Raw genomic sequence first — 18398 nt, 5'->3', positions numbered from 1 at the left:
TGACCTCTCTCCGTAAGTCCGCCTCGCAGGAGACCGAGATGCCCGCAGCCCCCGGACCGTCCGACGCCCAGTCCGACGGCGGTACCCGCACCCCCCGCGTCGCCTACCGCCAGGCCCGCCCGCTGGCCAGCCCGGTGTTCGAGATCGGCAGCCTGTCCGTCTGGTACGGCGACCATGAGGCCGTCCGCGACGTCAACATGCACATCGCGCACCAGCAGATCACGGCGATGATCGGCCCGTCCGGCTGCGGCAAGTCCACCGTCCTGCGCTGCTTCAACCGCATGAACGACCTCATCCCCACCGCCCGCGTGGTGGGCAAGATGCGGTACCACAACGAGGACCTGTACAGCCGCGAGGTCGACCCCATTGAGGTGCGCAGGCGTATCGGCATGGTCTTCCAGAAGCCGAACCCGTTTCCCAAGTCCATCTACGACAACATCGCCTACGGGCCCCGGGTCTCCGGCTTCAAGGGCAGCCTGGACGACCTGGTCGAGGAGACCCTCACGCACGCGGCGCTCTGGGACGAGGTCAAGGACAAACTGAAGACGTCCGCCCTCGCCCTGTCCGGCGGTCAGCAGCAGCGGCTGTGCATCGCCCGCACCATCGCGGTCAAGCCGGAGGTGATCTTGATGGACGAGCCCTGTTCCTCGCTCGACCCGATCGCCACTGCCAAGATCGAGGACCTGATGGAGCACCTCTCCCAGGAGTTCACGATCATCGTCGTCACGCACAACATGCAGCAGGCGGCCCGTGTCTCGCACCGCACCGCCTTCTTCACCGCCGATGTCGACGGCAAGGGCGAACGCCACGGCCGCCTGGTCGAGTACGACGAGACGGCCCGCATCTTCTCCAACCCCTCCGACCAGCGCACCGAGGACTACATCTCGGGCCGCTTCGGCTGAGACGTCACGACTGCGCCTCGTACGAGACACGAGAGGGAGAACCGGTGACACCCGAAGTGCACCGGCCGCCCGACCTGCTCCTCGCCGACCCCGACGAGGAGTCGGCGGCCAAGGCGATGGCCCGCTTCGAGCACGCGGGCGTCCGCACGATCGTCTGCCGCGACGGCGCCGAGACCCTGCTCCAGGTCGGCGCCCACCACCCCCGCGCCGTACTTCTGGCCGCCCCGCTGCCGGTGGTCGACGTGGCCCGCGTGACCGAACTGATCGCCCGCCTGCACCCCGTACCGGTCCTGGTGGCAGCTGGCCCGAAGGGCGCGGACGAGGCCACCGCCGCGGTGACCGCCGGCGCGGTCGCCTTCGTGGCCCGCCCCTACCGCGTCGAGGAGATCCTGCCGTTCGTCATCTCCGGCACACGCGAGGAGCCCGAGAGCCCGCTGGTGGTCGGCGACATCGAACTCGACCCGGCCGGCTTCCACGTCTACATACAAGGGCGCCAAATCTATTTGCCCGTCCAAGAGTTCAGGGTCCTGCGCTATCTGATGGAGCACGCCAACCGGGTCGTCACCCGCCAGGAACTCGTCCGCGCCTTGTGGGGGACCGAGACCCTCGACAGCAACACGCTGACCGTGCACGTGCGCCGGATCCGCGTCAAACTGCGCGACGAGGGCGGCAGTTGCTGCACCATCGAGGCGATCCGCGGCATGGGCTACCGCATGGACTGCGGCCCCGCGCCGGCCCGTACGTGACTCAGGTGGTCGGTGCGCTGTCCGGTAGCAACTCGCCTACGAGGGTGTCGACGCGTACGGCCAGTGCGTCACGCACGGATCGCGCGCTCTCGATGTCGAGCCCGATCAGGTCGGGCAACTCCCAGTCCAGATAGCGCCGTCCGGGCCGCACCGGACAGGCGTCCCCGCACCCCAGCGTCACCACCACATCGGCGGCCGTGACCACCTCGGCGGTCAGCGGCTTGGGGAACTCCTCGCCCACGTCGAGCCCCTGCTCGCCCAGCAGCCGCAGCACCACCGGAGCGATCCCCTCGCCCGGCTCCGACCCCGCGGTCAGCACCCGCACGCCGGCCCCTGCCCGGTGCCGCAGGAGGGCGGCGGCCAGCTGCGAACGTCCGGCGTTCTCCGTGCACACGAACAGCACCTCGGGCACCGGCTTCGGCGAAAGGCCCAGCCCTCGGGCTAGCGCCCCGAGCCGCTGATCGGCGAACCGCTCGATGAGAACCGGAAGATGAAGCCCGAGCCGGGCCCGAGCCGCCAACTGCCAGGAGCACTCCTCGACGTAACTCTCCACCGTCTCCCGGGAGAAGGAACGGCTGTACCGGGCGGCCAGGCGGGAGATGATGCGATCGAGCACCGCCTCAAGGTCCAGCAGCGCGGGCGCGGCCCGGCGGTAGGAGAGTCGCTCGTCGTTGGAATCCATCAGCGACTCCTCTGCACGCGGATGGCTGCCGCTACCGGCCTTCACCTGGGAGAACAGATGATTGCCTATGCTTTGCCCGGCTCGAAACCAAGGTGAACGCTGGGTGAACAAGCCGCGTGAAGGGCCTTCGAGCAAGGAAACGGCAGTTGACCGGCGCTTACCTTGGATAGATGGCTGTCACTGAAGTGAGTGCCTCGGAGGTGGCGGACGAGGCGAAAGCGGAGACCTGCACGCCGGGGCTCGCGTGCCTGCTCATCGAGCGCGACGAGGCCGAACGCCTCGCGGCGATGCTCAAGGCCATCGCCGATCCCACCCGTCTGCAGATCTTCCGCATCATCGAACGCACCCCTGCGGGCGAGGCGTGCGTCTGCGATCTCGCGGACTGCCTGGGCTTCCGGCAGCCCACCGTCAGCCACCACCTGAAGATCATGACCGAGGCGGGTCTCCTGAACCGGGAGCGTCGCGGGACCTGGGCCTGGTACTCGATCAACGAGGACGGACTGAAGCAGGTTCGCGCGATTCTGGATCCTGCTGTCGGCTGAGCTCGGCCGCAGGGGCGTTCACTGCGCAACTTGGACCGCATACAGAGTCCCGACGCCGAGCGCGAGCGCTCCGAGAGTCATCCTGAGCACCCTTTCGGGAAAACGGGGTTGCAGCCGAGCCCCGATGTAGCCGCCGACGAGCCCACCCAAGCCGCAGCAGAGTCCGAGCAGCCAGTCGGGGGCGATGTCACCGGTGACGGCCACCGACAGCAGCGCATACGTGGCAGCCCCGATCACCGATGTGAGGAACGTCGCGGCCAGCGCCGCAGGAGCGACCCTGGCCACCGGCATCCCGCGACCGACCAGGATCGGGCCGAGCAGCGAGCCCCCGCCGATGCCGTAGATCCCACCCACCACTCCGACCGTCATGGCCAGGGCGGTGGTGGTCCTGGTCGGCGGTGGCGTGCCCGGTCGGTCGGCGGCCGGAGCGCGCAGGGAGCGGGCGCACAGCCACAGCCCGAGTGGAAGCAGCAGGAGGGCGACGAGAAATCGGAAGACCTGCGGCCCCGGAACGGCGAAGACGCGGACGACGGCTCCGATGATCACGCCCGGCACGGTGCCCGCAATCAGCAGCCGAGTGAGCGAGCCACCGAGGCTCCCGGTCTTGCGGTACCGCAGCAGCGCACCCGGACCGGCGACCACGTTGAACAGAAGGTTCGTCGGCGTCACCGCCGGGCTCGGTACGCCCAGGATGCTGACCTGGACCGGCAACAGGAACACGGCGCCCGAGACGCCGACCGGCGCGGTCACGAGGGAGATCAGCAGACCGGCGGCGAACCCGAGCAGCCCTGTGGGCCAGTCCACTGGAGTCCCCCTTGTCGCCTACGCCGCTCCAGTATCGCCATGGGCGTGGGCCGGCTCGGGGCTCAGGCGGTCTTCTCCGGCGCGATTTCGGCGATCAGTGCCTCGATGCGGGTCTTGACCTCGTCCCGGATGGGGCGGACGGCCTCGACGCCCTGGCCCGCCGGGTCCTCCAGCTCCCAGTCGAGGTAGCGCTTGCCCGGGAAGACGGGGCAGGTGTCGCCGCAGCCCATGGTGATACAGACGTCCGACTCCTTGACCGCGTCCACGGTCAGGATCCTCGGGGTCTCGGCGGAGATGTCGATGCCGACCTCGCGCATCGCCTCGACGGCGGCCGGGTTCACTTCTTTGCCGGGGTTCGAGCCGGCCGAGCGGACCTCGACGCGGTCGCCCGCCAGGTGGGTCAGCCAGGCGGCGGCCATCTGGGACCGGCCGGCGTTGTGGACACACACGAACAGGACGGAGGGCTTCTCGGACATCTGTGGTCTCACTTGTCTCGTGCCTCGCGAAGCGGTCTTCGCGACGGGGCCGGTCTCGGTTGATATCAGTGCCCAGTGGTATCACCAGCCACTGATGTGAAAGTATCAGTCCATGATGACGTCAGCCAATACTGACCTGATCCGGGTCGTCGCCGATCCGATCCGGCTTCAGATCGTGTCCCTGCTCGCCCACGAGACCCTGTGCACCACTCACCTCGTGGAGGAGACGGGCGCCCGGCAGACGAACCTCTCCAACCACCTGCGCGTGCTGCGCGAAGCGGGCGTCGTGGAGACCGAGCCGTGCGGCCGCTTCACCTACTACAAACTGAAGCCCGAGGTCCTCGAAGACCTGGCCGCCACCTTCGGTGAACTCGCCGAGACCGCGCGCACCACCATCGAGACCGACCGAAAGCGAGCCTGCTGATGACCGCGACCGACCCTGGCACCAAGACGCCGCCCCAGGGTGGCGAGGACGCCTCGATCGTCGCCAAGCTCTCCACCCTCGACCGCTATCTCGCGGTGTGGATCCTGCTTGCGATGGGCGTCGGCCTGGGTCTGGGGCGCCTGATCCCCGGTCTCGGTGACGCGTTGTCGAAGGTCGAGATCGGCGGCATCTCGCTGCCCATCGCGATCGGCCTGCTCGTGATGATGTATCCCGTGCTCGCCAAGGTCCGCTACGACCGGCTGGACACGGTCACCGGCGACAAGAAGCTCATGGTGTCCTCACTGGTCATCAACTGGCTCGTCGGCCCGGCGGTGATGTTCGCACTCGCCTGGATCTTCCTGCCGGACCTGCCCGAGTACCGCACCGGTCTCATCATCGTCGGCCTGGCCCGCTGCATCGCCATGGTCATCATCTGGAACGACCTGGCCTGCGGCGACCGCGAGGCCGCCGCCGTCCTGGTCGCCCTCAACTCCGTCTTCCAGGTCATCGCGTTCAGCCTGCTCGGCTGGTTCTACCTCGACCTGCTCCCTCAGTGGCTCGGCCTCGGCAACGGCCAGGGCCTCGACGTCCCCGTCTGGCACGTCGCTCTGAACGTGATCGTCTTCCTCGGTATCCCGCTGGTCGCCGGCTTCCTCACCCGCCGCCTCGGCGAGAGGAAGCTGGGCCGCGAGAAGTACGAGTCCAACTTCCTCCCGAAGATCGGCCCGTGGGCCCTCTACGGCCTGCTCTTCACGATCGTCATCCTCTTCGCGCTCCAGGGCGACGCCATCACCTCGCAGCCGCTGGACGTCGTCCGCATCGCGCTGCCGCTCCTTGTCTACTTCGCGGTGATGTTCTTCGGCAGCTTCCTGCTGGGCAAGGCCATCGGCCTGTCCTACGAGCGCACCACCACGCTCGCGTTCACCGCGGCGGGCAACAACTTCGAGCTGGCCATCGCCGTCGCCATCGCCACCTTCGGCGTCACGTCCGGGCAGGCGCTGGCGGGAGTGGTCGGCCCACTGATCGAGGTCCCGGTCCTGATCGGACTCGTCTACGTGGCGCTGGCCTGGCGCAAGAAGTTCGCCCCGGCCCAGCTCACGACAACCGCCAAGGAGAGCTGATGCACTGCCTCGACTGTCATGCGCAAGGAACCGCGGCGACCGCCATCGGCGTGTGCCACGACTGTGGCGCCGCCGTGTGCGAAGGACATGCCCGGGTGACGGACCGCAGCGTCCGGCGCGGCCCTGTGGTCGGGGCTCCCCAAGAGGCGGTCGCCCGTACGGTGCGCTGCCCCAAGTGCGCTACGGCATCGACGGCCGCATGACCGAGCGGCACGTCGATGTGGTGGTGATCGGCGGCGGCCAGGCCGGGCTCGCAGCCAGTTTCCACCTGCGTCGCCAGGGCCTGGACTTCGTCGTCCTGGATGCCCAGTCCACGCCCGGCGGCGCCTGGCAGCACACCTGGGACTCGCTGCACCTCTTCTCCCCGGCGGCGTTCTCCTCGCTGCCGGGGCGGCCGATGCCGGTCCAGGTGGGCGAGATCTACCCGGACGCACGGCACGTGGTCGAGTACGTCACCGAGTACGAGCAGCGGTACGCCATGCCGATCGTGCGGCCGGTGCGGGTGCGCGGCGTGCACCGCGACGGGGCCTTCCTGCGCGTCGAGTCCGACGGCGGTGTGTGGCGGGCGCGGGCCGTGATCTCGGCGACGGGGACGTGGTGGCGGCCGTTCCTGCCGGCGGTCGCGGGGCGGACGGCGTTCGCCGGCCGTCAGTTGCACACCGTGGAGTACCGCTCTCCGGCCGATTTCGCCGGGCAGCGCGTGGTGGTCGTCGGCGGTGGCAACTCCGGCGCTCAGATCGCCGCCGACCTCGCATACGACACCGAACTGACCTGGGTCACCCAGCGCCCGCCCCGCTTCCTGCCCGACGACATCGACGGCCGGGCCCTGTTCGACGCGGCCACCGCCCGGCGCCGCGCGCTGGACGCGGGCCGCACCGACACCGGCGGCGTCGCCTCCCTCGGCGACATTGTGGCGGTGCCTCCGGTGCGCGAGGCGCGGGACGCGGGACTCCTCAAGGCGTCACCGATGTTCACCCGCATCGAGCGCGACGGTGTGGTGTGGGCGGACGGCACCCACACCGCGGCCGACGCGATCATCTGGTGCACCGGCTTCCGCCCCGCCCTCTCCCACCTCGCCCCGCTCCAACTCCGGGGCACGCGCGGCCACATCGCCACCGTCGGCACCCGCGCGGCCGACGAGCCCCGCCTGCACCTGCTCGGCTACGGCGACTGGACCGGCCCCGCCTCCGCCACCCTGATCGGGGTGGGACGGCCGGCGCGGGAGGCCGCTCGGGAGGTCGCGGCCCTGGTGCGCTGACCGGCCGCCGCGTTCACGTCTCCAAGGTGGCGGCGTCCACCCAGCGTGCGAGCACGCTGAAGGCTGCGAGCTGCTCCAACGCCTCGTTCTCCGGCAGTTCCGGCAGCCCGTCCTCGTGACTGTTGGGATTGCGTATGCCTGCGAAGCACCCCTCGGCGAAGGTGGCGGCTCCGCGGTGAACACTGCGGAAGGTGTCGCTGCCGTCGTCCGGCCTGAGCCGCAGGCGCGGCTGTCCCGGTTTGGGGTCATCCTTGGAGAACACGTTCTGGAACAAGGCCGCTTCACTCACGTCCCGGCGACCGACCTTGTTCTGTGTCTCCGCGTTGACCTTCCTGGCTGCCGCCGTGACCGCGTCGCGGAAGTGGCCGCTCTGCCACAGCGAGCGGGCGCCGCTCCAGACCCACGGGTGCATGGTCGCGGCGCTGAGCTGAGGGGAGTCGTCACCGAGGCGCTCGCGAACTTCTGCGTCCCGCTGGAGAGCTGTGTCGGCCCGCTGCGCGGCCTCGCGGCGTTGGCACCAGCGATTCACGTTCTCGGCCCGATCGGTGGGCACTTCGGTCCGCCACCGAGGCAGCACACGATCGAGGACCTGCTCGACCACGTACGCGCTGGCGATGATGTCGGACTGCTTGCCGCGATTGCTCAGACTGGTGGAGAAGATTGTCATCCCCGGAGGGTCCGGAGGACGGTACAGCTCAGTCAGCCTTAGGAACTCCGCCAACTCCGCACGCGCCCAAGGAATATCGATGCTCACACATCCATAGTGCCGCGCCCCACTGACAATCCCCGGCCGCGGCGAACCGGCAGACCGTCATCGGCGCAGGCGTGCCAGCATGTGCCCCGCATCCCTTCCCACCCCACGCAGCGTCTTCGACGAGAAGCTGCGCTGGAATTCGATGCCGACGAACCCGATCCCCGGCACACCGGAGGCGACTCCGCCCCGGTGCAGCGGCTGCCCGTCGCGGTCCAGGGCTCCGGTGCCTTCCAGGTAGGGGAAGGCGAGTTGGCACCCGGTGGCCAGCAGCACCGCGTCCACCCGCTCCTTCGTGCCGTCGCCCCAGACCACGCCATCGGGCTCGAATCGCACGAACATCGACCGCTGGTCCACTCCGTGCCGGTCGAGAGCCGTCCGGTAGTGCCCGTCGTCGAGCACGGAGACAGGGACCTTCTCCAGCCATCGCCGGATGGGCGCGACGTCGAGGCGCGTGTACTTGAGCCACCAGTGCAGGTCCCGGCCGAGCATGGTCTGCGGCATCCAGCCCAGAGGGCGCCGCGTGGCCAGAGACGTGTCGGCGACGGCGCCGAGTTCAGCGGCGATCTGTACCGCGGAGTTCCCGCCGCCCACCACCACGACCCGCTGCCCGGTGAAGGTCTCGGGGCTGCGGTACTCGGCGGCGTGCAGCATGCGGCCGGTGAATTCGTCCTGGCCAGGCAGGAGCGGCACGTTGGGGGTGGCGTAGTTTCCGGTCGCGGCGATCACGGCACGCGCCGACCAGGCCGTGCCGTCCTCGGCGGTGACGGTCCAGGCACCGCCCTCGCGGCGGACGGAGGTGACGCGGGTTCGGGTGCGTACGTCGGCGTCGAGACGGGCGGCGTACTGGCGCAGGTAGTCGATGACTTCGTCGCGGGTGGGGTACCGGTCGGGATCACCGGGGAAGGGCAGGCCGGGCAACGTCGAGTACCTGGCCGGCGAGAAGAGCGTGAGGCTGTCGTAGTAGTACGGCCAGGACCCCGCGGGCTCGTCGGCGGCCTCCAGAAGCAGAGGTCGGCCGAAGCCGTATCGGCGAGCGAGGGCAGCGGTCGCCAGGCCCGCTTGGCCCGCACCGATGATGATCAGATCGGAGTGCTCCATGAGACAGTGGCCTTCCTGCGATGTGTCGTCGATTCGGGAAATGACGAAATGAAGGGTGTAGTGATCGCGCGTGTCCGAGGGGCATGAAGGGCAGGCGGTCGACACCGCGACCGCGGACTTCCTCAAGGCGCTGGCGAGCGAGACACGTCAGCGCGTGATGCTGCAGTTCGCCGGGAACGTCGAATTCACCGTCGGGGAGATCGCGGAGCGCTGCGGTCTCAAGCCGTCGACCGCCTCAGAACACCTGAGCCTGCTGCGGCGCGGCGGCCTGGTCACCTCGCGGCGCGAGGGCAAACAGGTCTTCTACCGGGCCGACGGCGCCACCATGAGTCGGCGCCTCGCCGACCTCCAGTCATACCTGGCGCGCTGCTGCCCGCCCGGCTGCGGCGACTGAACTGCCCTCGGCGGGAGGCTGGTTGCGCAGATCGAGCATGGCCGACATCGCCGCCACCACCGAGGGGGCGACGCTGTAGTACACCCAGGTCCCGCGCCGCTCGGAGGTGAGCAGCCCGGCGTCCTTCAGCTTCTTCAGGTGGTGGGAGACCGTCGGCTGCGAGACACCGACGTCGGAGATGTCGCACACGCACGCCTCACCGCCCGCGTACGAGGCCACCTTGGAGAACAGCCTCAGCCGCACCGGGTCCGACAGCGCCTTGAACATCGCGGCCATCTTCTCGGCGTCGGCCACCGACAGCTCGCCCGCCGTGATCGGCGGGCAGCACGGCACCGCCGACTCCGCTTCCGAGCCCGAACCGTCCGGCTCCACGAGCGGAAGCTCCACCACTTGAGACTTCGACATACGTCTATGTTGACACTCGTCGATACAGGAGGCAAGCTCCCCTGTATCGACACCGATCGAAGCAAGCTGAGGAGAGTCGCCGCCATGACCGCACCCGCACCCGCCACCACCAATATCGAGGACCTGCCCGTCGTCGTCATCGGGGCCGGCCCCGTCGGTCTCGCCGCTGCCGCCCACCTCGTCGAGCAGGGCCTCGAACCGCTCGTCCTGGAGGCGGGCCCGCAGGCAGGCGCCGCCGTGCGCGAGTGGGCGCACGTCCGCCTCTTCTCCACCTGGGGCGAGGTCGTCGACCCGGCCGCCGAGAAGCTCCTCGCGCCGACCGGCTGGACCCGCCCCGACCCGGACACCTACCCCTCCGGCGGCGACTGGGCGAACGACTACCTCCAGCCGCTCGCCGACGCTCTCGGCGACCGGGTTCGCACCGGCGCCACCGTCACCGGCGTCTCCCGCTCCGGCCGCGACCGCGTCGTCGACGCCGACCGCGAGGCCCAGCCCTTCGTCGTCCACATCACGTACGCCGACGGCCGCGAGGAGCCCCTCTTCGCCCGCGCCGTGATCGACGCCTCCGGCACCTGGGCCACCCCGTCCCCGGCGGGCGGCAGCGGCCTGCCCGCGCTCGGCGAGAAGGCGGCCGCCGACCGCATCACGTACCGCGTGCCCGACCTCGACGACCCGGCCGTCCGCGCCCGTTATGCGGGCAGGCGCACCGCGATCATCGGCTCCGGCGCCTCCGCCTTCACCGCCCTCGCCCACCTCGCCGACCTGGCCAAGGCCGATGACGGCGCGGACACCAAGGGCGTATGGATCCTGCGACGCGGCATCTCCGGCTCCACCTTCGGCGGCGGCGAGGCCGACGAACTGCCCGCCCGCGGCGCCCTCGGCCTGGCCGCCAAGGCCGCCGTCGACGACGGCCACGCGGACGCGGTCACCGGCTTCCGCACCGAGGCCATCGAACGGGACGCGAACGGCCGCCCGGTCCTGGTCGCCGAGGACGGCCGCCGCCTCGACCCGGTCGACGAGGTCATCGTGCTCACCGGCTTCCGCCCCGACCTGTCCTTCCTCTCCGAGATCCGCCTCCACCTCGACGCGCGCCTCGAAGCCCCCGTCGAACTGGCCCCGCTGATCGACCCCAACCAGCACTCCTGCGGCACCGTCTACCCGCACGGCCACCGCGAACTGTCCCACCCCGAACAGGCCGTCTACCTGGTCGGCATGAAGTCCTACGGCCGCGCGCCGACCTTCCTCGCCATGACCGGCTACGAGCAGGTCCGCTCGGTCGCCGCCGCGCTCGCCGGAGACATCGACTCCGCCGACCGCGTCGAACTCACCCTCCCCGAGACCGGCGTGTGCGGCGGCGCGGGCCTCTTCGACACCCCGGACGCCGACCAGACCGACGGAGGCGGCTGCTGCGCCCCAGCTCCGGCCCTGATCCAGCTCGGCGCTGCCCAGGCTCCTGCCTCCGGCGGCTGCTGACCCGCACCGTGACGAACCCTCACACCGGTGGGGCCGCCGCACCGGATCACCGGTCGTCGCGGCCCCGCGCCGTCCTGCCCGCCCTGTGCGCCACCCAGATCACCAGCTGGGGCATCGTCTACTACGCGTTCCCCGTACTGAACTCCCGCATCACAGCCGACACCGGCTGGTCGACGGCGGCCACGACCGGCGCCTTCTCCCTGGCCCTGCTGGTCTCCGCCGCCGTCGGCATCCCGGTCGGCCGCGTCCTCGACCGGCGCGGCCCGCACAGGGTCATGACGTTCGGCTCGGTACTCGCCGTGGCGGCTGTGCTGGCGATCGCCGCCGCGCCCAACCTCCCCCTCTTCTACGCCGCTTGGTTCCTGGCCGGCACCGCCATGGCCGCCACCTTCTACCAGCCCGCCTTCGCCGCAGTGACCCGCTGGTGGGGCCCGCACCGCGTCCGCGCACTCACCGTCGTCACCTTGGCCGGCGGTCTGGCCTCCACCGTCTTCGCGCCCATCACCGCCGCCCTCGCCGACCACTTCAGCTGGCGCACCACGTACGCGATCCTGGCCGCGGCACTCGCCCTGATCACGATCCCCGCGCACGCCCTCGCTCTACGCGCCCCATGGCCTGCGATACCGGAACCGCCCGGCCATACCGAGGGCGCCAGCAGGAGTGACGCGGCCGCCCGGACGCGCCCCTTCCTGCTCCTGGCGGCTGCCTTCACGCTCTCCGGTTTCGCTGTGTACGCGGTCGTCATCGGCCTCGTCCCGCTCCTGACCGAGCGTGGCGCAGGCTCGACAACAGCAGCCTGGGCGCTGGGACTTGGTGGCGCAGGCCAGACCCTGGGCCGCACCCTGTACGCGAGCCTCGCCCGACGCACCACCGCCACCACCCGCACCGTGCTCCTCATCGCCGCGGGCGGCGCCACCACCCTCGCCCTGGGCCTGGTTCCCGGCCCCATCCCGCTCCTCGTGGTCCTCGCCATCGCGGCCGGGATGGTCCGAGGGAACCTCACCCTCCTCCAGGCCACCGCCGTCACCGACCGCTGGGGCTCCACCCACTACGGCACCCTCTCCGGCCTCCTGGCCGCCCCCGCGACCGTCGCCGCAGCGATCGCCCCCTGGGCCGGGGCCAGCCTCGCCGGGGCATTGGGCGGCTACCCGCACCTGTTCACCGCACTGTCGGTGGCCTCCCTGGCCGCGGCCGTCCTCGCCCTGGGCTCCGCCATCGACAAGCCCGACAAGGCGGCGGACGTCCAGAGGCCGACCAGTCACTTCCAACCGTCGAGGGACACTTCCGGCCCGCCCTCCAGGTAGCGATGCAGCGCGCTGTCGGTGGTATCGACGAACTCCTCAGGGAGGGCATCGACGTCGACCCACCGCACCTGCGCGTGCTTGCGAGGCTCACGGTTCTCAGGCTCACCGGACCACTCGTGGGTGGCGAAGACGCAGGACACTGAGGAAGAGCGCGGCCTTCGGGTTGAGCACATTGGTGAGGAAACCCTCCGTGAAGCTGGAGCGGAAGGTCCCCGGGCGCTTGCGGTCGGCGGTGGGGGCACGGTGCGGCCGGGCCGGGGCCGCGCCGGAGCGGGCGGCGAGCAGCGCGCGGATCCCGAGGAACACCAGGTAGGCGGCGCCTGCCAGTTTGATGACGGTGAACGCGTACGCCGACCGGGCGGCGATCACCGACAGGCCGAGCGCCGCGGCGCACATGTGGACGCAGAGCCCGCTCTGCGCGCCCCAGGCCGCCGCGCGGCCGAGGGCCGTGTCCCAGGCTCCCGCTCGGACGATCACCAGGAAGTCCGGCCCCGGTATGAGGTAGGCCAGCATCATCACACCGAGGAAGCCGAGCAGGTTCGTCATCGTGGGCGAACTCCTTCGTCGCGGACGGTTCAGGACGACTGGGGTACCCCACAGCGGCCCGCCAAAATTCCACGCCATTTCAGGTGACTTAATTTTGCGGCCCTCTGGGGTGGCGGCTACGGCGCTTGTCGAGCGGATGGCGCCGGAAGACCCGTGGACGTTGTTCCAGCGGGTAATGCCGCCAGCGCCGGTTCGCCCGCAGGGTGGAGGGCATCGCCGACGAGGAGACTGCAAAGTGCTGGCCGGGATCATCTTCGTGGCCGCCTCGAGGTGCACCTGGAACCAACCTCCGCCGGGCGTCGGTCTGTCGGGCGTGACGGCCTTCCGGCGGTTCACGGAGTGGACGGAGGCCCGGGTGTGGGCCAAGCCGCCCTCAAAGGGGCAGCTGACGGGACCGAATCCGACCGACCGCGGCAAGAGTGCTTCTGGTCAACATTCACAACTGGAGTGCGAACTCCTGCAGTGAAATCGCCTACGCCGTGGATAAAGTCGAACGCCTGTACCTGGCCAGGGGGTGGCCGGAATCGTGGGAGGGGCACGCGTGCAGGTACGTCTTCGGCAGGGCGCCAGTAGATATTTTGCTATCGCAGCGGTGATGGTGACCTTTTTCTTTGGCGCCAGTTTGAGCGTCCAAGCGGCCAGCTTCGACAACATGTTTAAGACTGCCAACACAGACTGGAGCTGCCATGACGGTGAGCCAGGCGAGAGCTTCCACTGCCGAACCGACAATGGGACTCTGACCTTCGGCATCGAGGCCGGCATGACATCTGCCGGCGATAGCGATGTGCGGGAGGCCATGCACGACGAGTACGGTCCGACGGACCTTGAGGTGCATGAGCACAGTGGTGGGGAAATCTCCTACAGCGGGTCGAGCGAGACGGACATCATCTTCGACTACAACGATCCCCCGCTGCCTTCCAACGTGCTGGGCAGGACTTGGTGCAACGATGCGACCAGCGAATTCGAATGCGACCAGCACTACATCAGTTTCGACAACAGCAGCAGCAACCCGTGGAAGGCAACCGTCTGTCATGAAGGCGGGCATGCGGTCGGACTCACCCACGGCGAGTACGCATCTCCTTCGCAGGGCAACAGAAACAGCGCCTTGGGCTGTGTACGTACGCCGCTCGACAGCAGTTATCGCGATCTTGGGTCGCACAACGTCGGCCAGATCAACGGTATGTACACAAAACCGTGACGGTTCTCCCGCTGCCTCGGGGAGCTGATCTGACGAGGGCTCGTCAAAGAAGAAGACCACGTCGAAACTCCTCTGAAGGGACATCAGATATGTTCCGTACGAACACTGAGCAGGGCGGCATTGACGGTCGCCGTTGGATACCCGCGTCCCGCCGTGGTCGCCTGGTCGTCCTCGCCGTCATGGTTGCCGTGGTGGCCGGAGGAACCGTCGCTGGTGTCGCCGCCACCAGCGACGACGGCGCCAAGGGGCCACGGGTTGTCGAGGCGAGCTCGGCTGAGGCATACCCGACCCTCACAGCAGTCGACTGGGTTGAAAACGGGGAACACGCCGTTGTCCTCAGCGTGGTTCCTGGCAGTGAGCACAAAGGCTCCGCGCCTGAAGATGAGAGGGACAACGGAGAAGGTCACATCCCGCGCACCGCCACGATGAAGGTCGACGAGGTGCTGTGGTCCAAGCCCGGTGCTGAACCAGCTCCGACGACTTTCAACGAGGAGCTTCCCGGCTGGTGGTGGGAGGGAGAGGACCAGAGGGAGTTCGCCTGGCAAGGCGAGCCTCGATTCGAAGAGGGGCACAAGTACATCGTGTTGCTGGTTAAGGGGGATGGCGAGTGGGGTGCCACCACGCATGCGATGCCGTACGACAACGGCAAGGTTGGGAACGGGGAGATCTCCGGTAGCGTCTTCTCCGCCCGCAGTACGGACGAACTTCAAGGTCTGGCTAAAGAAGCCAACGGCAAGGACGCTGCTGCGGTTAAGGAAATCCTGGACGATGCCGAGCTGAATAGGTAGTCGCGGCACAGCCTTACCGCACAACGCTCCAGCGCCACGTTGTATCACCCCTCAAACCATGAGGTATTGGGCGCTCCCGATGACAACGACCTCTTAGAGTCAGCGACGCGGGCGCGACATCGATGAGGTTTCCGCTGATGGTGCTCGTACCGTGGGCTGCGGGCGTGTTGACGTGCGGCTCTGGTGGTCACTGCGGGCTTGTGCGGCGAGGGCCCGTGCATTGGGGGCTTGTCGCGCGGCGAGTCGTTGGATGCGCCAGGTGAGGACCCGGGCCGGATGCTCGGCGTCGGCCAGCGGGCGTCGGCCGATTCGCGGTCGGCGGTGAGGTAGTCGTTCCAGTGTCGGGCGGGTCGCAGGTCGGCGCGGGCGGTGGTGGTGGCGATGTGGATGTGGTCGGGGGCGTGGCGGACAGCGACCCAGTGGCAACCATCCGGATCGCCCTGCGGGGCGATGCCGGTGGCGGCGACGACGCGGCGTGCGATGTCGGCCCAGTCGAGGTCCGCCACGAGCTGCTTGCGCGCGGCGTCGGGGTTCTCAGTGGTGCGGCCGGGGTCGGGGGCGAAGCCGTCCCAGGAGGCGACCATGTGCGGGGCGGTGTGGTCCTTGGCCCTTTTGGTGTCGAAGAGGTAGCGGATCAGGCCCGTGGTGCTCTTGCCGCTGCTGATCTTCGCGATCAATGAAGGGGCGTCCAGTAGAGCCCAGTTCAAGGTCTAGGGTGACGGTTGTCTGAGGAGAGTTTCGCGGATACGAACGTCTCGAATCGCAACCGCCAGGTGCGGCTGTCGTTCCTCGGTTGGGTCTGCCGCACGATCGGGTGGCATCTGAACTGGCTTGCCCTGAGGGGCGGGTGGGAAGCAGCTCGCACCACTCATGTGGACAGTGTCGGGCGAGGCGGAGCTTTCACAGCCATCCGTTGCGCTGCGCGTGCAACGCCAGCTGAAAGCGGTTCGCGGCGCCGAGCCGGGCCATGAGGATCTGCAGGCGGCGGAAGAGGGTGCGTCGGCTGATGCCCAGTTCGCGGGCGATGGTTTCGTCGCTCGCGCCGCCCGCGAGGAGCCACAGCAGACGGCGGTCGGCGGGCGGCGGGCCGCCCGGGGTCGTGGTGCGGCCATGGAACGGCAGGGCCTGGCGCCAGCACTGTTCGAACAGGGCCACCAGTGCGGACAGCAGCCCGCACGGCTGTACGACCAGCGTCGTGTGGTTCACGTCGGCCTCTTCGATGGCCAACGACACCAGGGCGTACGCGTCGTCGATGATCACGAGCTTCACCGGTACCGAGGGGAGCACTCGGGCCTGCTCGCCGGCGTTGATGCACGGTTCGATGGATTCCCTCAGGCGGCCTGGATGCTCCAGCGACTCACGTGAATAGACGACTCGTTGGGTGACGCCGCGGGCGAGCGTGGCCAGCGCGTCGCCCGTGGACTCGGGCATGGGAGTGTACGGCGGGGACTCCAGTTGGCGGATCTGCTCGCGGGCACTCGCCCAGGCCTGTCGCGTCCGGGGGCCGACGGCATCGCCGGTGACGACCTCGACGAGCGTGTCCCGGTGAGTGGCGAGCCGTCGGCGCCTGAACGACTCGAAGGCACCGCCGACGGCGACCCGTGACTCCTCGAGTTCCGCCGTCCGGTGCCGTGCGAGCACCTCCAGAGCGGCGGCCGGCGGCACCGGCGCCACCGGATCCCCGTCCGGCCCGGCGGCCACGGCAAGACCCAGATCGACGAGCGCGCCGTACGCCGCGTCCGCGTCGTCGGCCCGGTCCAGGCCCGCCGCCGCGGCGATCTCGCCCAGCGGAGCGGGAGCCAGGTCGAGCAGCGCCGGATAGAGCCGGGCCGCCGCGTCGTCGAGGCCGAGCAGCCGGAGGGCCGCACCGAGTTTCACGTTCGTCATGAAGCGCATTATCGGCGCCTTTCGGAGCTCGCGTGTGGCCGATCCGTGCCAGTGGCACTGCTGGGCACCACAGGGATGCCGAGCGGACTACGGTGCGCCACGACCGCTGCCGACAGCGGAAGACTCCGAGCACCTACAGGATTGGAAGGCGTACGTCATGGCGGAAGGCCGCAGGAACGGGCTCTACTCCGGGATCTCGAAGGAACTGTCCACCCTGATGCGTGCGAGCTGGGCGGACACCGAGCGGCGCGACCTGCCCCTCGACGAGCAGGCCCCGTACGCGGCCGCCCGGCGCGCCTCGCTCTCCGCGCGCTTCCCCGGAGAACGCCTCGTCATCCCCGCGGGGAACCTCAAGGTGCGGTCGAACGACGACACCTACCCGTTTCGCCCGTACTCGGCATACGTACATCTGACCGGGGACCAGGCCCGTGACGGCGCGCTGGTGCTCGAACCGCGCGCGGACGGCGGCCACGACGCGTACTGCTACCAGCTTCCGCGCGACAGCCGCGACGACGACGGGTTCTGGACGGGCGCCACCGCGGAGCTCTGGATGGGCCGCCGCCGTTCCCTCGCGGAGGCCCGGAGCCTACTCGGCATCGAGTGCCGGGACGTGCGCACGGCCGCGGCCGACCTGGCTGCCGGCGGCGCACCCACCCGCATCGTCCGCGGAGTGGATCCGGCGTTGGAGGCCGCCGTCACCACGGACGCCACCCGTGACGCCGAACTGGTGACGGCACTCGACGACCTGCGCATCGTCAAGGACGCGTGGGAGATCGCCGAGATCCGTGGCGCGGTCGACTCGACCGTGCGTGGATTCACCGATGTGGTCGGGGAGTTGTCGAAGGCGGTCGAGACGTCCGAGCGGTGGATCGAGGGAACCTTCTTCCGCCGCGCCCGACTCGAGGGCAACGCCGTCGGCTACGGCAGCATCTGCGCGGCCGGCGAACACGCCACGATCATGCACTGGACCGACAACGACGGCCCGGTGCGCCCCGGCGACCTGCTGCTCCTCGACGCCGGGGTGGAGTCACGGACCCTCTACACCGCCGACGTCACCCGCACGCTGCCGATCAGCGGCCGCTTCACGCCCGTCCAGCGCCAGGTGTACGACGCGGTGTACGAGGCCCAGGAGGCAGGCTTCGCGGCCGTGAAGCCCGGCGCCAAGTACCGGGACTTCCACGAGGCGGCGCAGCGCAGTCTTGCGGCCCGGCTCGTCGAGTGGGGCTTCATCGAGGGCCCGGCCGAGCGTGCCTACGAACTCGGTCTGCAGCGGCGCTTCACCATGGCGGGCACCGGACACATGCTGGGCCTCGACGTCCACGACTGCGCGCAGGCCCACACGGAGGGGTACGTCGACGGAGTCCTCGAACCGGGCATGGTGCTCACCGTGGAGCCCGGCCTGTACTTCCAGGCCGACGACCTGAGTGTGCCCGAGGAGTGGCGCGGCATCGGCGTGCGGATCGAGGACGATCTGCTGGTCACCGCCGAAGGACACGAGAACCTGTCGGCGGGCCTGCCGCGCTCGGCGGACGAGGTCGAGGCGTGGCTGGACCGGCACGCGGGCTGACCCGGCGGCAGGCGCCGACCGGGAGGCAC

Annotated in this window: 21 protein-coding genes and 3 pseudogenes; 14 read left to right on the top strand and 10 right to left on the bottom strand. The window is 69.5% G+C overall.

All coding sequences use genetic code 11. The features are described 5' to 3' along the window. The first annotated feature begins 38 nt into the window (after nucleotides 1-38). Together pstB and ACFV9W_RS34185 are read left to right on the top strand one after the other, a co-directional pair. Complete coding sequence (pstB, locus tag ACFV9W_RS34190) at nucleotides 39-902, top strand: phosphate ABC transporter ATP-binding protein PstB (protein ID WP_385769062.1); 864 nt, start codon at nucleotides 39-41, stop codon at nucleotides 900-902. A 44-nt stretch (nucleotides 903-946) separates the two neighbouring features. Further along, on the top strand, nucleotides 947-1648 hold the full coding sequence (locus ACFV9W_RS34185) for a winged-helix domain-containing protein (protein ID WP_385769029.1): 702 nt from the start codon (nucleotides 947-949) through the stop codon (nucleotides 1646-1648). 1 nt (nucleotide 1649) lies between these two features. Here the strand turns inward: ACFV9W_RS34185 and ACFV9W_RS34180 are convergent, their stop codons facing one another. Further along, nucleotides 1650-2330, bottom strand: a complete 681-nt coding sequence (locus ACFV9W_RS34180) for a three-helix bundle dimerization domain-containing protein (RefSeq protein WP_385769027.1) — start codon at nucleotides 2328-2330, stop codon at nucleotides 1650-1652. 170 nt (nucleotides 2331-2500) lie between these two features. On the opposite strand from ACFV9W_RS34180, the gene ACFV9W_RS34175 reads away from it, so the two are divergent. Next, on the top strand, nucleotides 2501-2872 hold the full coding sequence (locus tag ACFV9W_RS34175) for an ArsR/SmtB family transcription factor (protein ID WP_385769025.1): 372 nt from the start codon (nucleotides 2501-2503) through the stop codon (nucleotides 2870-2872). 18 nt (nucleotides 2873-2890) lie between these two features. Here ACFV9W_RS34175 and ACFV9W_RS34170 read toward each other — a convergent pair whose 3' ends face one another. Together ACFV9W_RS34170 and ACFV9W_RS34165 are read right to left on the bottom strand one after the other, a co-directional pair. Beyond that, the gene (locus ACFV9W_RS34170; RefSeq protein WP_385769023.1) at nucleotides 2891-3676 is read right to left on the bottom strand and encodes a TSUP family transporter; all 786 of its coding nucleotides are present in this window, start codon (nucleotides 3674-3676) and stop codon (nucleotides 2891-2893) included. Nucleotides 3677-3738: 62 nt separating this feature from the next. After that, nucleotides 3739-4152 (bottom strand): arsenate reductase ArsC, encoded by a 414-nt coding sequence (locus tag ACFV9W_RS34165; RefSeq protein WP_385769021.1) that lies wholly within the window; start codon nucleotides 4150-4152, stop codon nucleotides 3739-3741. Nucleotides 4153-4264: 112 nt separating this feature from the next. Here ACFV9W_RS34165 and ACFV9W_RS34160 point away from each other — a divergent pair, with 112 nt between their 5' ends. From ACFV9W_RS34160 to ACFV9W_RS34145, 4 genes are read left to right on the top strand one after another with little or no spacing between them, the layout of a single operon-like run. Next, nucleotides 4265-4576: an ArsR/SmtB family transcription factor gene (locus ACFV9W_RS34160; protein WP_385769019.1), complete on the top strand. Its 312-nt coding sequence runs from the start codon at nucleotides 4265-4267 to the stop codon at nucleotides 4574-4576. Further along, nucleotides 4576-5697 (top strand): ACR3 family arsenite efflux transporter, encoded by a 1122-nt coding sequence (gene arsB / locus ACFV9W_RS34155; protein WP_385769017.1) that lies wholly within the window; start codon nucleotides 4576-4578, stop codon nucleotides 5695-5697. Before ACFV9W_RS34160 ends, arsB begins: the two co-directional genes overlap by 1 nt. Continuing rightward, nucleotides 5697-5900: a DUF2180 family protein gene (locus ACFV9W_RS34150; protein WP_385769015.1), complete on the top strand. Its 204-nt coding sequence runs from the start codon at nucleotides 5697-5699 to the stop codon at nucleotides 5898-5900. The genes arsB and ACFV9W_RS34150 overlap by 1 nt, the downstream gene beginning before the upstream one ends. Further along, nucleotides 5897-6955 (top strand): ArsO family NAD(P)H-dependent flavin-containing monooxygenase, encoded by a 1059-nt coding sequence (locus ACFV9W_RS34145; RefSeq protein WP_385769013.1) that lies wholly within the window; start codon nucleotides 5897-5899, stop codon nucleotides 6953-6955. Before ACFV9W_RS34150 ends, ACFV9W_RS34145 begins: the two co-directional genes overlap by 4 nt. 13 nt (nucleotides 6956-6968) lie before the next feature. Here the strand turns inward: ACFV9W_RS34145 and ACFV9W_RS34140 are convergent, their stop codons facing one another. Continuing rightward, nucleotides 6969-7622 carry a TIGR02391 family protein gene (locus ACFV9W_RS34140; RefSeq protein ID WP_385769011.1) on the bottom strand — a complete coding sequence of 218 codons (654 nt, stop codon included), beginning with the start codon at nucleotides 7620-7622 and terminating at the stop codon, nucleotides 6969-6971. Nucleotides 7623-7766: 144 nt separating this feature from the next. Next, entirely contained in the window at nucleotides 7767-8807 is a 1041-nt protein-coding gene (locus tag ACFV9W_RS34135) for a flavin-containing monooxygenase (protein WP_385769009.1), read from the bottom strand. 70 nt (nucleotides 8808-8877) lie between these two features. Here ACFV9W_RS34135 and ACFV9W_RS34130 point away from each other — a divergent pair, with 70 nt between their 5' ends. Further along, nucleotides 8878-9201: an ArsR/SmtB family transcription factor gene (locus ACFV9W_RS34130; protein ID WP_385769007.1), complete on the top strand. Its 324-nt coding sequence runs from the start codon at nucleotides 8878-8880 to the stop codon at nucleotides 9199-9201. On the opposite strand, the gene ACFV9W_RS34125 is transcribed toward ACFV9W_RS34130, so the two are convergent. Then, nucleotides 9160-9606 carry an ArsR/SmtB family transcription factor gene (locus ACFV9W_RS34125; protein ID WP_385769006.1) on the bottom strand — a complete coding sequence of 149 codons (447 nt, stop codon included), beginning with the start codon at nucleotides 9604-9606 and terminating at the stop codon, nucleotides 9160-9162. The two genes, ACFV9W_RS34130 and ACFV9W_RS34125, sit on opposite strands and share 42 nt — an antisense overlap. Before the next feature lie 84 nt (nucleotides 9607-9690). Between ACFV9W_RS34125 and ACFV9W_RS34120 the strand changes: the two genes are divergently transcribed. Together ACFV9W_RS34120 and ACFV9W_RS34115 are read left to right on the top strand one after the other, a co-directional pair. Beyond that, nucleotides 9691-11079, top strand: a complete 1389-nt coding sequence (locus ACFV9W_RS34120; protein WP_385769004.1) for an FAD-dependent oxidoreductase — start codon at nucleotides 9691-9693, stop codon at nucleotides 11077-11079. Between the two features lie 8 nt (nucleotides 11080-11087). Continuing rightward, the gene (locus ACFV9W_RS34115; RefSeq protein WP_385769002.1) at nucleotides 11088-12383 is read left to right on the top strand and encodes an MFS transporter; all 1296 of its coding nucleotides are present in this window, start codon (nucleotides 11088-11090) and stop codon (nucleotides 12381-12383) included. Here the strand turns inward: ACFV9W_RS34115 and ACFV9W_RS34110 are convergent. Beyond that, nucleotides 12338-12523 (bottom strand): annotated as a pseudogene (locus ACFV9W_RS34110) (DNA mismatch repair protein MutT); the annotation flags it as partial. The gene ACFV9W_RS34115 and the pseudogene ACFV9W_RS34110 sit on opposite strands and share 46 nt — an antisense overlap. Next, nucleotides 12486-12896, bottom strand: a complete 411-nt coding sequence (locus tag ACFV9W_RS34105; protein ID WP_385769060.1) for a LysE family translocator — start codon at nucleotides 12894-12896, stop codon at nucleotides 12486-12488. The gene ACFV9W_RS34105 and the pseudogene ACFV9W_RS34110, both read right to left, overlap by 38 nt. A gap of 169 nt (nucleotides 12897-13065) precedes the next feature. Here ACFV9W_RS34105 and ACFV9W_RS34100 point away from each other — a divergent pair. The 3 genes and pseudogenes from ACFV9W_RS34100 to ACFV9W_RS34090 all read left to right on the top strand — a co-directional run. Then, nucleotides 13066-13296 (top strand): annotated as a pseudogene (locus ACFV9W_RS34100) (transposase); the annotation flags it as partial. Nucleotides 13297-13470: 174 nt separating this feature from the next. Continuing rightward, on the top strand, nucleotides 13471-14127 hold the full coding sequence (locus ACFV9W_RS34095) for a hypothetical protein (protein ID WP_385769000.1): 657 nt from the start codon (nucleotides 13471-13473) through the stop codon (nucleotides 14125-14127). A 179-nt stretch (nucleotides 14128-14306) separates the two neighbouring features. Further along, on the top strand, nucleotides 14307-14915 hold the full coding sequence (locus tag ACFV9W_RS34090) for a hypothetical protein (RefSeq protein ID WP_385768998.1): 609 nt from the start codon (nucleotides 14307-14309) through the stop codon (nucleotides 14913-14915). A 302-nt stretch (nucleotides 14916-15217) separates the two neighbouring features. Here the strand turns inward: ACFV9W_RS34090 and ACFV9W_RS34085 are convergent. Then, nucleotides 15218-15592, bottom strand: a pseudogene (locus tag ACFV9W_RS34085) (mobilization protein); the annotation flags it as partial. Nucleotides 15593-15815: 223 nt separating this feature from the next. Beyond that, nucleotides 15816-16802, bottom strand: a complete 987-nt coding sequence (locus ACFV9W_RS34080) for a LuxR family transcriptional regulator (RefSeq protein WP_385768996.1) — start codon at nucleotides 16800-16802, stop codon at nucleotides 15816-15818. Nucleotides 16803-16959: 157 nt separating this feature from the next. Between ACFV9W_RS34080 and ACFV9W_RS34075 the strand changes: the two genes are divergently transcribed. After that, complete coding sequence (locus tag ACFV9W_RS34075) at nucleotides 16960-18369, top strand: aminopeptidase P family protein (RefSeq protein WP_385768994.1); 1410 nt, start codon at nucleotides 16960-16962, stop codon at nucleotides 18367-18369. Nucleotides 18370-18398: the final 29 nt, after the last annotated feature.

Origin of the sequence: Streptomyces sp. NPDC059897 (assembly GCF_042730865.1) — a bacterium.
Lineage (GTDB): Bacteria > Actinomycetota > Actinomycetes > Streptomycetales > Streptomycetaceae > Streptomyces.
Note: the sequence above shows the minus strand (reverse complement) of the source record. Positions and strands in the feature narration are given on the sequence as shown.

What these genes read in the sequence shown, in the direction of transcription:
- ACFV9W_RS34090 (WP_385768998.1), top strand. Translation starts at nt 14,307, where the DNA reads ATGGTTGCCGTGGTGGCCGGAGGAACCGTCGCTGGTGTCGCCGCCACC.
- ACFV9W_RS34135 (WP_385769009.1), bottom strand. Translation starts at nt 8,807, where the DNA reads ATGGAGCACTCCGATCTGATCATCATCGGTGCGGGCCAAGCGGGCCTG.
- ACFV9W_RS34125 (WP_385769006.1), bottom strand. Translation starts at nt 9,606, where the DNA reads ATGTCGAAGTCTCAAGTGGTGGAGCTTCCGCTCGTGGAGCCGGACGGT.
- ACFV9W_RS34105 (WP_385769060.1), bottom strand. Translation starts at nt 12,896, where the DNA reads ATGCTGGCCTACCTCATACCGGGGCCGGACTTCCTGGTGATCGTCCGA.
- ACFV9W_RS34120 (WP_385769004.1), top strand. Translation starts at nt 9,691, where the DNA reads ATGACCGCACCCGCACCCGCCACCACCAATATCGAGGACCTGCCCGTC.
- ACFV9W_RS34160 (WP_385769019.1), top strand. Translation starts at nt 4,265, where the DNA reads ATGATGACGTCAGCCAATACTGACCTGATCCGGGTCGTCGCCGATCCG.
- pstB (WP_385769062.1), top strand. Translation starts at nt 39, where the DNA reads ATGCCCGCAGCCCCCGGACCGTCCGACGCCCAGTCCGACGGCGGTACC.
- ACFV9W_RS34150 (WP_385769015.1), top strand. Translation starts at nt 5,697, where the DNA reads ATGCACTGCCTCGACTGTCATGCGCAAGGAACCGCGGCGACCGCCATC.
- ACFV9W_RS34145 (WP_385769013.1), top strand. Translation starts at nt 5,897, where the DNA reads ATGACCGAGCGGCACGTCGATGTGGTGGTGATCGGCGGCGGCCAGGCC.
- ACFV9W_RS34180 (WP_385769027.1), bottom strand. Translation starts at nt 2,330, where the DNA reads ATGGATTCCAACGACGAGCGACTCTCCTACCGCCGGGCCGCGCCCGCG.
- arsB (WP_385769017.1), top strand. Translation starts at nt 4,576, where the DNA reads ATGACCGCGACCGACCCTGGCACCAAGACGCCGCCCCAGGGTGGCGAG.
- ACFV9W_RS34175 (WP_385769025.1), top strand. Translation starts at nt 2,501, where the DNA reads ATGGCTGTCACTGAAGTGAGTGCCTCGGAGGTGGCGGACGAGGCGAAA.
- ACFV9W_RS34140 (WP_385769011.1), bottom strand. Translation starts at nt 7,622, where the DNA reads ATGACAATCTTCTCCACCAGTCTGAGCAATCGCGGCAAGCAGTCCGAC.
- ACFV9W_RS34080 (WP_385768996.1), bottom strand. Translation starts at nt 16,802, where the DNA reads ATGACGAACGTGAAACTCGGTGCGGCCCTCCGGCTGCTCGGCCTCGAC.
- ACFV9W_RS34165 (WP_385769021.1), bottom strand. Translation starts at nt 4,152, where the DNA reads ATGTCCGAGAAGCCCTCCGTCCTGTTCGTGTGTGTCCACAACGCCGGC.
- ACFV9W_RS34075 (WP_385768994.1), top strand. Translation starts at nt 16,960, where the DNA reads ATGGCGGAAGGCCGCAGGAACGGGCTCTACTCCGGGATCTCGAAGGAA.